At 70.0% G+C, this 13,293-nt stretch carries 13 protein-coding genes; 12 read left to right on the top strand and 1 reads right to left on the bottom strand.

Going from position 1 to position 13,293, the window contains the following annotated elements; translation table 11 throughout:
- The first annotated feature begins 6 nt into the window (after positions 1-6).
- Positions 7-441 carry a hypothetical protein gene (locus REH65_RS26535; protein WP_406689578.1) on the top strand — a complete coding sequence of 145 codons (435 nt, stop codon included), beginning with the start codon at positions 7-9 and terminating at the stop codon, positions 439-441.
- A 176-nt stretch (positions 442-617) separates the two neighbouring features.
- On the top strand, positions 618-848 hold the full coding sequence (locus tag REH65_RS26540) for a hypothetical protein (protein ID WP_406689579.1): 231 nt from the start codon (positions 618-620) through the stop codon (positions 846-848).
- Between the two features lie 277 nt (positions 849-1,125).
- On the opposite strand, the gene REH65_RS26545 is transcribed toward REH65_RS26540, so the two are convergent.
- Positions 1,126-2,232, bottom strand: coding sequence for a hypothetical protein (locus REH65_RS26545; protein WP_281453820.1), 1,107 nt, complete (start codon positions 2,230-2,232; stop codon positions 1,126-1,128).
- 432 nt (positions 2,233-2,664) lie between these two features.
- Here REH65_RS26545 and aspS point away from each other — a divergent pair, with 432 nt between their 5' ends.
- The 10 genes from aspS (at position 2,665) to REH65_RS26595 (ending at position 13,233) form a co-directional block, all read left to right on the top strand.
- A complete protein-coding gene (aspS, locus tag REH65_RS26550; RefSeq protein ID WP_406689580.1) occupies positions 2,665-4,485 on the top strand; it encodes an aspartate--tRNA ligase in 1,821 nt (606 codons plus the stop codon).
- Between the two features lie 267 nt (positions 4,486-4,752).
- On the top strand, positions 4,753-5,967 hold the full coding sequence (locus tag REH65_RS26555; RefSeq protein WP_281453818.1) for a phosphotransferase family protein: 1,215 nt from the start codon (positions 4,753-4,755) through the stop codon (positions 5,965-5,967).
- A complete protein-coding gene (locus REH65_RS26560; RefSeq protein WP_406689581.1) occupies positions 5,964-6,674 on the top strand; it encodes a GNAT family N-acetyltransferase in 711 nt (236 codons plus the stop codon). The genes REH65_RS26555 and REH65_RS26560 overlap by 4 nt, the downstream gene beginning before the upstream one ends.
- 344 nt (positions 6,675-7,018) lie before the next feature.
- A complete protein-coding gene (locus REH65_RS26565; protein ID WP_406689582.1) occupies positions 7,019-7,399 on the top strand; it encodes a hypothetical protein in 381 nt (126 codons plus the stop codon).
- Between the two features lie 50 nt (positions 7,400-7,449).
- A complete protein-coding gene (locus REH65_RS26570) occupies positions 7,450-8,046 on the top strand; it encodes a carbonic anhydrase (protein WP_406689583.1) in 597 nt (198 codons plus the stop codon).
- 90 nt (positions 8,047-8,136) lie between these two features.
- The gene (locus tag REH65_RS26575) at positions 8,137-9,645 is read left to right on the top strand and encodes a SulP family inorganic anion transporter (protein ID WP_406689584.1); all 1,509 of its coding nucleotides are present in this window, start codon (positions 8,137-8,139) and stop codon (positions 9,643-9,645) included.
- Between the two features lie 147 nt (positions 9,646-9,792).
- On the top strand, positions 9,793-11,151 hold the full coding sequence (locus REH65_RS26580) for a replication-associated recombination protein A (RefSeq protein WP_281453813.1): 1,359 nt from the start codon (positions 9,793-9,795) through the stop codon (positions 11,149-11,151).
- 237 nt (positions 11,152-11,388) lie between these two features.
- A complete protein-coding gene (locus REH65_RS26585) occupies positions 11,389-12,351 on the top strand; it encodes a 2-hydroxyacid dehydrogenase (protein WP_406689585.1) in 963 nt (320 codons plus the stop codon).
- 193 nt (positions 12,352-12,544) lie between these two features.
- On the top strand, positions 12,545-12,952 hold the full coding sequence (locus tag REH65_RS26590) for a DUF948 domain-containing protein (RefSeq protein ID WP_093423596.1): 408 nt from the start codon (positions 12,545-12,547) through the stop codon (positions 12,950-12,952).
- Positions 12,949-13,233, top strand: a complete 285-nt coding sequence (locus REH65_RS26595; protein ID WP_281453811.1) for a hypothetical protein — start codon at positions 12,949-12,951, stop codon at positions 13,231-13,233. The genes REH65_RS26590 and REH65_RS26595 overlap by 4 nt, the downstream gene beginning before the upstream one ends.
- The last annotated feature ends 60 nt before the right edge of the window (positions 13,234-13,293 follow it).

The following is a 13,293-nucleotide window of genomic DNA, read 5'->3' on the forward strand; positions in this document are numbered from 1 at the left end:
CCGGAGGTGCGCGCAGCGCTTCTCGGTGTCAACGGACCCGACGAGCCGTTCACCGTGCGCGATGGTCGGGCAGAGGGCGTTGATCTCGTCGCGGAGTGGAAGATCGCCGATGTTCGCTGGTACGGCTACTTCGGCAACGTGACCACGGTCAACAGGACGCTGATGCGCATCGACGAGTCGAAGCGCGAAGTCCGCTCGGTGGACGAGGAGTGGTCGGTCACCTGGATCGGAGGAACGCCGCGCCTCCAACTCGCGGGCAGCCGCACGCGAGGACAGATCAACAAGAAGTCCTACAGCGCGACCTTCACCCGTGACGAGGCGGGCAACCTGGTCAAGGAGCGGCAGCAGTCGTTCTCGTCGGCCGAGTTGAAGCCGCCCCTGCAGCATGCCGTCACCAGCGCGGGCTGGACTTGGCGAGGCGTTGTTGCAGGAAAGCTGTAGACGCACCTGTCGGTCGTGGGAACTCTGGAAGCAGGACGAAACGTGGGCCCCTGGATTCGATGTGGACCCCGCGGCGCTGAACGCCGCCGGGGGGAAGATCTCGGAGTCGGTGTCCGGGATGGAGGGGCTGCGCTTGGCGAGCCTCGTCGCCCCCGCTGCGGATTTCGGTCACGACGGTGTGCACGGTTCCGGGGCTGACCCAGGTGCTGCGGGTCGTCACCGAGGTCGCCGGAACGGTGACCGAGCTGGTTCAGTGCCAGGTCTACCTCGCGATGTCCGACATCGAGGACCGGCACGCGCGGGCCATCATCCGGCTGGTGCTGACCGCTGCCGAGGAGGACTTCAGCGCGGTCACACCTGACTTCCAGCGATTCGTCGCCTCGGTGCAACCCGAGAGCTCGGAGTAGGACACCAGCGCGCGGACGAAGTCCGAGGCCGAGCCCGGTGTGCCCGGCTCGGCCTCGTGGCGATTTCCGGAAGCCGTCAGCGCTTTCCGGGTGAAGCAGTTGTCTGCGCGGAATTCCCTGGTGTTGTAAAGCACGTCCGCGTTGGAAAGCGTGTGCCGGGCATTGTTCCTCGAATGCGAAGAGGTGTTGATCCGGGGATTCGGCGCTTTCTTGAATTGTTCGCGTTTCCGTTACGCGGAGTGCAGGAGGGTGGGTGACATGACGTCACCGGGCCGGATTAATCGGTCCCGGGCTGCTCCGCCGCCTGCTGCTCCTCGGGCTTCCATCGGACGCCGAAGACTCCCATGCCGAAGTCCAGCGCCACCGCGTGCGCGCGCCCGAAGCGGTCCACCTGCAGCTGCTTGGGCTGCTCGGCCTCCTGCATCGAGGAGTCGCCGACGTAGCTCTCGCAGCCCGCGGGCGGGTGGGCCGGGTCGAACTGCAGCTCCACGACGTACTGCCGCACCGGCAGCCGGAACAGCCGGCAGAAGCTGTGCTCGACCTCGTTCGGACCGGTCGGCGGGTCGATGATCTCGTACTCCAGCAGCAGCGTCTCGCCGCGCGCCAGGGCGTGGTCGAACAGCAGCTCGGCGACCACCAGGTCGCGGGCGTGGTCGGTGAGCACCTGGCCCAGCCGGCACGACCGGATCGGGCGGATGATCGGCGGCGTGGCCACCGACGACGCGCCGTCGAACATGATCACCCAGCGGTCCGCGTTGTTGGTCTCGGCGCGAACCAGCTTGCGGGTGCGGATCTTTCGCAGGTCACCGCGCTGGTCGACGTGCACCACGTCGTGGTGCGACAGGCGGGTGAGCTTGCTGTCGTGGTTGGTGTCGATCTTGGTGAGCAGCTCGGCGGCCGACTCGTGCTCCGACCACAGGGCGCTCAGCGGCGGTGCCTCGGTCGAGGCCTGGCGGGTGCGGCCGCGCGGGCGCGGCGGTCCGAGCAGCGCGGACAGGGAGCTCTCCGGAACGCCGAGGACCTGCTCCAGCTGGGCCAGCGCCAGCAGCGAGTCGGGGCGCTCGGGACGGCGCCTGCCGGACTGCCAGTAGCTCAGCGCCGTGATGCTGACCGGGGTTCCTCTGGCGCGCAGGCGGTGCTGGATGCGCTCCAGGCTCAGGCGGCTGGACCGGATGGCGGTGCGCAGAGCGGCTTCGAACGGACCTGTGCGGAGCAGCTCCGCCAGCTCGGCCGAGATCGCTCCGGCCTGCTGCGTCGGTTGCGGCTTCGGGGCCGGGGTCGGGTGAGCCTGCTGCTGGGTCGGGTGGGCCTGCTGGGCGCCCTGCATACCGCGAACGGCCGGTCGGGGGGCGGTCGGGCGGGCCTCGGTTTTCGGGCCGGTCATCGTTACTCCTCGTGTCCGGCGAATTCCGAACTTACGCTAATCAGTGGGTCACTGTTGCGCAACGACCGAGTTCCGGTAGGCGTCTCCCACTAAAGGAGGAGCCCACCTCGGGCGATGCCTGTGTTTTGTTGTTCCTTCTCTCTCCACACGTATGCACCGCCCCACATTGTTCACTCCGCCGCCATCCGGGTCCGCGAAACCGCGAAATCAACGGGATCGAAAAAATGGTTGGACCAGCCTGTCACGCTGGACGTGCCAGGTCCAGACCTCGCGTCGCGGGCTCACATCGCGGGACGCCGCCGCAGCCCTGCTCGCGATCGCCCAGCGCAGGTTGGCTAGCCTGGAACCTTGCGTCCCGCCTGCTCAAGACCGCGGGAAGCCCCACCAACGCAGTCGAACGCTGGTACAGCGGAAGAAGGAGCCTGAGTACCCGTGATGCGCACGCACGAGGCCGGATCGCTCCGCGCCGGTCATGCCGGGCAGACCGTCACCCTCGCCGGGTGGGTGGCGCGCCGTCGCGATCACGGCGGGGTCATCTTCATCGATCTCCGCGACGCTTCCGGCGTCTCGCAGGTCGTCTTCCGCGAAGGCGAGATGGCCGAGCGCGCCCACCGGCTGCGCGCCGAGTTCTGCATCAAGATCACCGGTGAGGTCGTGGTCCGCCCGGAGGGCAACGAGAACCCGGAGATCCCGACCGGCGCCATCGAGATCACCGCCACCGACCTGGAGGTGCTCAGCGAGTCGGCCCCGCTGCCGTTCCCGCTCGACGAGCACCTGGAGGTCGGCGAGGAGATCCGCCTCAAGCACCGCTACCTGGACCTGCGCCGCGCCGAGCCCGCGCGGATCATGCGGATGCGCAGCGACATCAACCGCATCGCGCGCGAGACGCTGCACGGCCGCGAGTTCGTCGAGATCGAGACGCCGACGATGACGCGCTCCACCCCGGAGGGCGCCCGCGACTTCCTCATCCCGGCCCGCCTGCAGCCGGGCAGCTGGTACGCGCTGCCGCAGTCGCCGCAGCTGTTCAAGCAGCTGCTCATGGTCGGCGGCATGGAGCGCTACTTCCAGATCGCCCGCTGCTACCGCGACGAGGACTTCCGCGCCGACCGGCAGCCGGAGTTCACCCAGCTCGACATCGAGATGAGCTTCGTCGAGCAGGACGACGTGATCGAGCTCGGCGAGGAGATCCTGGCCGGCCTGTGGAAGCTGGTCGACCACGAGATCCCGCGCCCGATCCCGCGGATGACCTACGCCGAGGCGATGGCCCGCTACGGCACCGACAAGCCGGACCTGCGCTTCGGTCTCGAACTCACCGAGATGACCGAGTACTTCAAGGACACGCCGTTCCGCGTGTTCCAGGCGCCCTACGTGGGCGCCGTGGTCATGCCGGGCGGCGCCGACCAGCCGCGCCGCCAGCTCGACGCCTGGCAGGAGTGGGCCAAGCAGCGCGGCGCCAAGGGCCTGGCCTACGTGCTCATCGGCGAGAACGGCGAGCTGTCCGGCCCGGTCGCCAAGAACCTGTCGGACTCCGAGCGCGAGGGCCTGGCCAAGGCGGTCGGCGCCAACCCCGGTGACTGCGTGTTCTTCGGCGCGGGTGCGCGCGCGGGCGCGCGGGCGCTGCTGGGCGCGGCCCGGCTGGAGATCGGTGAGCGCTGCGGCCTCATCGACCACGACGCCTGGTCGTTCGTGTGGGTCGTCGACGCCCCGATGTTCGAGCCGGTCGAGGACATGGAGGCCGGTGACGTCGCCGTCGGCAGCGGCAAGTGGACCGCGGTGCACCACCCGTTCACCTCGCCGAACGCCGACTGGATCGACAACTTCGAGAAGGACCCGGAGAACGCCCTGGCCTGGGCCTACGACATCGTCTGCAACGGCAACGAGATCGGCGGCGGCTCCATCCGTATCCACCGGCCGGACCTGCAGGAACGGGTGTTCGAGCTGCTGGGCATCACCGACGAGCAGGCGCAGGAGAAGTTCGGCTTCCTGCTGGAGGCGTTCAAGTACGGCGCCCCGCCGCACGGCGGCATCGCCTTCGGCTGGGACCGGATCTGCATGCTGCTGGCCGGAGCGGACTCGCTGCGCGACGTCATCGCGTTCCCGAAGAGCGGCGGCGGGTTCGACCCGCTGACCGCCGCGCCGGCGCCGATCACCGCCGCCCAGCGCAAGGAGGCCGGCATCGACGCGAAGCCGAAGCAGGCCGCCGACAAGGGCGCAGGCGACAAGGTCGCCGAGGGGGATGAGCAGCAGGGCTAGGGGAGGTCCCTTCGAGTGGCCGCCCGGTCCGACGCGTCATCCACGCGCCGGGCCGGGCTCACTCTTGTGCGGGGGCGACGCGTTTCGGCATCGGAGTTTGATCGGCGTGCAACGTCGCCGAAGCCCGCGTCCGTCAAGGTCTACGGGGCCGTGTGCGTGCAGCGTTCCGAGGTGAACACGCAGCGCACACAGCGGCTGCTCGGTCGGGGGTCACTTGACCGGTCATGGCCCTGGGAATTCAGGTTGTGGGGGTAGTGTCAGGAGACGATGAGCGTGGAGATCACCACCGGCCCCCCGGAGGTCCGGGTCCCGGCCAGCACCGAGGCGACCGACACGGTCGCGACCGCAGAAGCGGTGCTGAGCAAGAGGACCGGAGCTCCGGTGCGGCTTGCCGACGCGGAGGACCTGGGCGGTAGCGACCGCTCGGTCGTGCTGCGGGTGCGGATCGCCGAATCGCCGTTCGAACTGCCGCGCACCGTGGTCGTGAAGCACTACGGAGAGTGCCCGCCGGAAGCGCGGTCCGACCCGTTCGCGCACGAGGCCGCCAGCTGCCAGCTGACCACGGCGCTGCCGCCGGAGGCGCGCGTCAGCCCCGAGCTCATCGCTCACGACGTCAACGAGCGGTTGCTCGTGCTCGAAGACCTCGGCCGCGGCTCGACGCTCGCCGACGTGCTCTTCGCCGAGGACCCGCGCGCGGCCGAGCGCGCTCTGCTCGCGTGGGCGCGGGCGCTCGGGCGCCTGCACAGCACCACCGCGGGCTGCGCGGCCGATTTCGACGCGCTGATGCGACGCCTGGGCGCCAAGTCGTGGACCGACCCGGTCTCCGACGACATCGTCGCCTCGGTGGGCGAGCTGCCGGAGCTGCTCAGCCAGATCCTGGGCGTCGACACGCCCCCGGCGCTGGTCGAGCGGCTCACCGGCGCCACCGAGCAGCTGGGTTCCAGCCGCTACCAGTCGTTCAGCCCGTCCGACATCTGCCCGGAGAACAGCCTGGTGACCGGCTCCAGCGGGGTGCGGTTCCTGGACTTCGAGTGGGGCTGCGTGCGCGACGTCGCGATGGACGCCGCCTACCTGCAGTACCCGTTCCCGTCCTCGTGGTGCTCCTACGCGTTACCCGACAACCTGGCGCAGAGCATGCTCGCGACCTGGCGCTCGGAGATCGCCGAGGTGTGGCCGGAGCTGGACTCCGACGAGGTGCTGCTGCCCAGGCTGTTCAACGCCCAGCTGCTGTGGGTGTGGGTCTCGACGTGGTGGTTCCTGCCGCGCACCGGTGAGACCGACCGGCCCATCGACCTGCACCAGCCCTCGCCGCGCCGCAGCACGGCGCTGGTGGACCGCTGGCGGCACCTGCGCTCGGACGCCCAGGACGCGGGGCTCGACGACGTCGCCGAGTTCGCCGACACCGTGATCGACGCGCTGGTGGAGCGCTTCGGGGCGGGTGCGCTGCACCTGCAGCCCTACCCGGCGTTCCGCACCGAGTGAGGACCTCGGACACCTTCGAGATCGAGCGCGCGGCGGTGGCCACCTGGCCCGCCACGACGGTCGAACGCCGCGACGGCTGGCTGCTGCGGCACTGCCCGCTGCTGCCCCGCCGCCGCTCGAACTCGGCGCTGCCGCTGGACCCGCTCGCCGATCCCGAGGTCGTGGAGCGCTTCTACGCCGAGCGCTCCCGTCCGGCGATCGTGCAGGTCAGCCCGCTGGACGAGCGCGCGGACCTGGACGCGCTGCTGGCCGGTCGCGGGTATCGGGCCGAAGCCTCGACGGTGATCATGCGCACCGAGCGGGAGGCGCTGCTGCGGGCGTGCCCGCCGCCGTCGTTCGAGGTGCAGTTGGACGACTCGCCCGCGCCGCGGTGGCTGTCGGCGGTCGCCGACGTCGGGGGCCGGCCCGAGCCGAGCCTGGACCGGGTTCCGGCGCCCGTCGCGTTCGCCACCGCCGTGCACGACGGGGTCGCGGTGGGAGTGGGCATGTTCGCCGTCGCCGACGGCTGGTGCGGCGTCTACGGGATGCGGACCGACTCGCGCTGGCGGCGACGGGGAGTCGCGAGTGCGCTGCTGCGCGCGGGTGCTGAGTGGGCGTCGGCCGAGCGGGTGTTCCTCCAGGTTGAAACCGACAATTCGGTCGCACGGAGTCGCTATGAATCGCTCGGATTCATACGTGCGCATGCATATCATTATCGTGTCCGGTAGATTTCACGTTTCTCAGGTGTTGCTCAGGTGAATAGTCGGTGGCCGTGAACTGTCGCCCGATGCGGTTATGCAGATCACATTCCGCTGCGCACCGTGAGGATCGCCGTTGCGCAGCGCAGTGATCGGGGGGTTCGCCACCCGGCGACCGGGTGATTCGGGGGAGCGAAGGTCGCGGATTAAGGAATTCTCATTTGTTTCACGTGGGATTCCTCCGATCTGTGACTTGCGCACGGACGAGGGTCTTCCGATATCGTTGTGATCGAGCGCTTTCGCTCCTTCACCCCGCACCCGTCGGCGTCGCCGGAAGGGGATCCGCTGAGTCGTTTCAACCCAGGAGGCTATCGGTGCGCGGCAGGCTGTGGCTGATCACGAGGGCAGGTCTCTTCCTGCTCTTCGCGGTCGCGCTCGCCGCCCTCGGCCCCACCGACGCCGCCCTGGCGGGGCAGGTCCCCAGTTCCACGACCAGCGAGCACAAGCCCGATCCCAAGGAGCAGCGGGACACCGAGAAGCTCCGCGAGCGACTGCCCGGACTGGCCGCGCACCGGCGCACCCTGGTCCGGCACGAGCACGACCTCGACCCGCTCCACGGGGAGTCGCGGTGGACGGCGGCGGATTTCGCGATCCTCGTGCGCGCCGTTTCCTTCCCGGATATTGGGACCGATACGTACCACGCGCGCAGCAGGCTCAAACATTCTCCCGCCGCACTGCAGGTCATGCGGCACTGATCGGCTCGGACTTCGCCTTTTCCGAGCCGATTCGACCCGGAGATTCCGAAATGAGCTTCGAGAACTTCGTGCGTCACGCACGTCGTCACCCTTCCCTGCTTTCTGAGGACCAGCGCAAGCAGCTGGCCGCCGGACAGAAGCCCTCCGCTCTGTTCATCGGATGTTCAGATTCCCGCGTGATCCCGTCCCACATCACCGGGGCTGAGCCAGGAACCTTGTTCGAACTGCGAACCGCCGGAAACGTCGTGCCGAAATACGCGCCCGACTCCGGCTCCAGCGAAATGGGCACCATCGAGTACGCGGTGCTCCAACTGGGGATTCCCGACATCATCGTCTGCAGCCACTCGCACTGCGGCGCCGTGACCGCGATGACCATCGCGGGCCGGGGGCTCGACGAGCTGCCCGCGCTGTGCACCTGGCTGGGCACCGACAGCCTGGTCGAAGCCACTCCCGAGGACGCCGCCGTCCGCACCGAGAGCAAGCGCCACCTGCGCGCCCAGCTCGACACGCTGCGCGAGTACCCGTTCATCCGGGACCGCGTCGAGTCCGGTCAGCTGCGGCTGCACGGCTGGTTCTACGAGATCGACACCGGCCTCGTCTACGTCGCTCCGGAGTCCTCGAACGACGAGGACTTCCTCCCGCTCTAAAGCCCGCGCCAGCGGAAACCGACGCCGGGCACCCACCGCGCAGGGTGCCCGGCGCGGTACCCGCTACCCGTTTTCGCCCTGGAGGGCATCGTGACCACGCAAGTTGAGGACAAGTCGCAACAACAGACCGGGCGAAAGCCCAACGCGCCCAACACCCTGGGCGCCGACATCGCCGCCTCGCTGGTGGTGTTCCTGGTGGCCGTCCCGCTGTGCGTCGGCGTCGCCGCCGCGTCCGGCGTGCCGGTCGAGCTCGGCATCGTCACCGGCATCGTCGGCGGTCTGGTCGTCGGCCTGCTGCCGGGCAGCAGCCTGCAGGTCTCCGGCCCGGCGGCCGGTCTGACCGTGCTGGTGGCCTCGGCCGTCAGCCAGCACGGGCTGGGGATGCTCGGCGTCATCGTGCTCGGCGCCGGAGTCGTGCAGATCCTGCTCGGGGTGAGCCGGCTGGGCACCTGGTTCCGCGCCATCTCGCCGTCGGTCGTGCAGGGCATGCTCGCCGGTATCGGCCTGGTGCTGATCCTCGGCCAGGTCTACCCGGTCGGCGGGCTCGAACAGCCCGACACCACCCCGGAGAAGTTCGGCGGCCTCGGTGAGCTGGCCGTCGCCACCGTGACCACGCCGCAGGGCCTGTCCGGGCTCGGCCTGGCCGTGGCCGCGCTGCTGATCATGACCGGTTGGAAGAAGTTCGCGCCCTCCTCGGTGAGCCTGGTTCCCGGGGCGCTCATCGCCGTCGTCATCACCAGCGCCGCCGCCGCGCTGATGGCGCTGCCGGTGAAGACCGTCGAGGTCGGTTCGCTGCTGTCGTCGCTGAACCCGCCCGCGCTGACCGACTTCGGCGCGGTCAACCTCGCCGTGCTCGGCTCGATCCTGACGTTCGCGCTGATCGCCTCCGCGGAGAGCCTGTTCAGCGCCGCCGCGGTCGACCGCATGCACGACGGCCCGAAGACGCAGTACAACAAGGAGCTCGTCGCCCAGGGCGCGGGCAACGCGGTCTGCGGTGTGTTCGGCGCGCTGCCGATGACCGCCGTCATCGTCCGCAGCTCCGCCAACGTGCAGGCGGGTGCGAAGACGAAGCTGTCCCGCGTGCTGCACGGCGTCTGGCTGCTGCTGTTCGTGGTGGCGCTGCCCGGTCTGCTGGCGTTCATCCCGACCGCCGTGCTCGCCGCGCTGCTGATCCAGGCCGGGTGGAAGCTGCTGGAGATCAACGCCGTCGTCAAGCTGGTGCGCGAGCACCGGTCCGAGGCGTTCGTGCTGGTCCTGACCGCGGTGACGATCGTGGCCACCGACCTGCTCATCGGCACCCTGACGGGTCTGGCCGTGGCCGTGGTCAAGACGGCGATCGAGGTCTCCCGGATGTCGGTGAAGTCCGAGGACGCCGATGATCACGTCCGCGTGCAGCTCGGCGGCAACGCCACCTTCCTGCGCCTGCCGCGGCTGCTGGACCAGCTGGAGAAGCTGCCCACCGGCAAGCACGTGCACCTCGACCTGAGCATGGTCCGCCACCTCGACCGCGCCTGCCACCAGGCCGTCGAGAACTGGGTCGCCGAGCACCGCCGCAACAACGGCAGCGTCGAGGTCGCCATGCCCGCCAAGACCGGCTGACCCGCTCACCGGGGGCTGAACGATTTCCATTGAAGTCAGGTCCCCGACTTCCGCTGAAATCGCGTTCCCCGCACCCGTCCCCTCGCGTTGGGGGCGGGTGCGGTGCGGTTCGCGGGGGAGTCGGTGCTGGCGGGTAGCGTTTCGGGTGTGAGCGAGGGGTTGTTCGACGACGGGCTTTTCGGGGCCGAGGTCGAGGAGAAGGCCGGGGAGAAGCTGGCCGAGAACGCGCCGCTGGCGGTTCGGATGCGGCCCCGGAGCCTCGACGAGGTCGTCGGGCAGCAGCACCTGCTGGTCGCCGGGGCGCCGCTGCGGCGGTTGGTCGAGGGGGCGGCGCCGGCGTCGGTGCTGCTCTACGGGCCTCCCGGGACCGGGAAGACGACGCTGGCCAACCTCGTGTCGAAGGCGACCGGGCGCCGGTTCGCGGCGCTGTCGGCGCTGTCGTCCGGGGTGAAGGAGGTCCGCGCGGTCATCGAGGAGGCCAAGCGCCGCCTCGGCCGGTCCGGCGAGGCCACGGTGCTGTTCATCGACGAGGTGCACCGCTTCTCCAAGACCCAGCAGGACGCGCTGCTCGGAGCGGTCGAGGACCGGACCGTGCTGCTGGTGGCCGCGACCACCGAGAACCCGTACTTCTCCGTGGTGGCGCCGCTGCTGTCGCGGTCGCTGGTGCTGCAGCTGCGCAGCCTGGACGACGACGACATCCGCTCGCTGCTGCGCCGCGCGGTGAGCGAGGAGCGCGGTCTGGGCGGCGAGATCGGCATGTCCGAGGACGCCGAGAACCACCTGGTCGCGCTGGCCGAGGGCGACGCCCGCCGCGCGCTGACCGCGCTGGAGGCCGCGGCCGAGTCGGCGATGTCCAACGGCGCCGACGAGATCGACCTGGCCACCGTCGAGTCGACGGTGGACCGCGCCGCGGTCCTCTACGACCGGGGCGGTGATCAGCACTACGACGTCACCAGCGCCTTCATCAAGTCGATCCGGGGCTCCGACGTCGACGCCGCGCTGCACTACCTGGCCCGGATGGTCGAGGCGGGCGAGGATCCCCGCTTCATCGCCCGACGCCTGGTCGTGCACGCCAGCGAGGACATCGGCATGGCGGACCCGACGGCCCTGCAAACGGCGGTGGCCGCGGCCCAGGCGGTCCAGCTGATCGGCATGCCGGAAGGCCGACTGGCCCTGACCCAGGCCACCATCCACCTGGCCACGGCCCCGAAGTCCAACGCCGTGATAGCGGCCATCAACGAGGCGATGAGCGACGTCCGGGCGGGCAAGGGCGGCCCGGTCCCACCCCACCTCAGGGACGGTCACTACGCGGGCGCGGAGAAGCTCGGCAACGCCAAGGGCTACCGCTACCCGCACGACAAGCCGGAGGGCGTGCTGGCCCAGCAGTACCCCCCGGAGTCCCTGGTGGGCCGCGACTACTACAACCCGACTCCGCGAGGCGCGGAACGCGCCCTCCACGAACGCGTGCCCAAGCTCCGCACGATCATCCGCGACGGGGATCAGTGATCTCTCGTCCCCGGGGACCGCTCGGTTCCCGGGGTGGGGAGGTTTTCATGAAAACTTCCCCACCCCCGGAGACGTGACGCGGGGACCGGTGGTGGGATGACCTGGGGCTTCGCGTTGGGAGGGTGCGAAGTTTTCATGAAAACCTCCCCGTCCTCCAGGACGTGAGGTCGGGGATGGGGAACGTGGTTCGGGGGAGGTCTTCAAGAGAACCTCCCCCGCCGAGCGAGGGAGGTCGACGTGAGCGAGGTCGTGGTGACCCGGACGATCCCGGAGGCGGCGGTGGCCGTGCTGCGGGAGGTCGCCGAGGTGCGGGTGTGCGATCAGGACCGCCCGCTGACCCCCGACGAGCTCCACGAGGCGGTTCGAGGCGCTGACGGCGTGGTCGCGATGCTGCACGACCGGATCGACGCCGAGTTCGTCGACGCCGCTGGTGAGAACCTCAAGGTCGTGGCCAACGTGGCCGTCGGCTACGACAACGTCGACGTCCCGGCGGTCACCGGGCGCGGCGTCGCGGTCACCAACACGCCCGGGGTGCTCACCGACGCGACCGCCGACCTGGCCTTCGGGCTGCTGCTGTCGGTCACCCGCCGGCTCGGCGAGGGCGAGCGGCTGCTGCGCTCGCGCACGCCCTGGAACTTCCACCTCGGCTTCATGCTCGGCACCGGGCTGCAGGGCAAGACGCTGGGCGTCGTCGGTCTCGGCGGCATCGGCCAGGCCGTGGCCCGACGCGCCCGGGCGTTCGGCATGCACATCGCCTACACCGGCCGCCGCCGCGCCGCGCAGGAGATCGAGGCGGAGCTCGACGCCCGCTACCTCTCCCACGACGAGCTGCTGCGCACCGCCGACGTGCTCTCGCTGCACTGCCCGCTCACCGACGGCACCCGCCACCTCATCGACGACGCCGCGCTGGCGGCGATGAAGCCCACCGCGATCCTGGTCAACACCAGCCGGGGCCCCGTCGTGGACGAGAAAGCGCTGGCCAGAGCGCTGGCGGAGGGGCAGATCGCGGGTGCGGCGCTGGACGTCTTCGAGCAGGAGCCGCAGGTCGAGCCCGGCCTGCTGGAGCTCGACAACGTCGCCATCGCTCCGCACCTGGGCTCGGCGACCACCGAGACCCGCACCGCGATGGCCGAGCTCGCCGCGCGCAACGTCGCGGCCGTCCTGGCCGGTCAGCCGCCCCTGACCCCGGTCACCGCGTGATCAACCGGTCACCGCATCGATACCTCCTCGCCGAGCCCGCTCCGGGACGTGCCGAAAACGCCCGCACCTGCGGTTCGACCCGGCGGACCGGGTGCTTGTGGCCGCTGCGCACACCGGTAACCTGGCGCACGATCAACGAACCGGGCGTTCGTCCGGTTCGACAGGGACATGACGTGGACAAACGGGAGGGCACGTGACGCCCACGCAGATCGCCGCGCTGATCGTCGCCGGAGCGTTCGTGCTGCTGGTCCTGCTGCTGGCGGTGCCGCTGATCAAGCTCGGCAAGACCTTGGACGAGGCGAGCACCGCGATCAAGAAGGCGCAGGAGAACAGCGACCCGATCTTCACCGGCGCGAACACCACCATCACGCACGTCAACACGCAGCTGGAGCGCGTGGACGGCATCACCTCCAACGCCAAGACCATCAGCGGCAACGTCTCGGCGTTGTCCTCGCTGTTCACGGCTACACTGGGTGGTCCGTTGGTGAAGACGGCGGCGTTCTCCTACGGCGTCAGCAAGGCGCTGAAGGCCCGCCGCAAGCGCAAGCAGGAACCGACCGGACGGCACTTCCGCCGCAAGAACAAAGGGGTGCGCAAGTGAGGCGCCTTTTCTGGTTCGGCGCGGGCATCGCAGCCGGAGTCGCGCTGACCCGCAAGGTCAACGAGACCGCGCGCAAGGCGACCCCCACCGGCGCGGCCGAGCAGATCGGCGGCGCGATGCGGGAACTGGCCGGAGCCGTGGGCTCGTTCGGGGCCGACGTGCGCGCCGGGATGCAGGAGCGGGAAGACGAGCTGCAGGATGTGGTCGCGGAAGCGAGCCAGGTCCGCCGGATAGCGGCCGAGAGCGACGCCGAGCGGCGAGCTCGCCGGGCGGGCCGCTGACGCTGGCGCCTGCTTCGCGCCGCCGCCGCCCGCCGACACCGACAGCCGTGTCCGTGACCG

Origin of the sequence: Saccharopolyspora sp. ID03-671, from assembly GCF_045278815.1 — a bacterium.
Classification (GTDB): domain Bacteria; phylum Actinomycetota; class Actinomycetes; order Mycobacteriales; family Pseudonocardiaceae; genus Saccharopolyspora; species Saccharopolyspora ipomoeae.

Coding starts and splice junctions, on each gene's coding strand:
- REH65_RS26545 (WP_281453820.1), bottom strand. CDS start 2,232: ATGACCGGCCCGAAAACCGAGGCCCGCCCGACCGCCCCCCGACCGGCC.
- REH65_RS26555 (WP_281453818.1), top strand. CDS start 4,753: ATGAGCGTGGAGATCACCACCGGCCCCCCGGAGGTCCGGGTCCCGGCC.
- REH65_RS26570 (WP_406689583.1), top strand. CDS start 7,450: ATGAGCTTCGAGAACTTCGTGCGTCACGCACGTCGTCACCCTTCCCTG.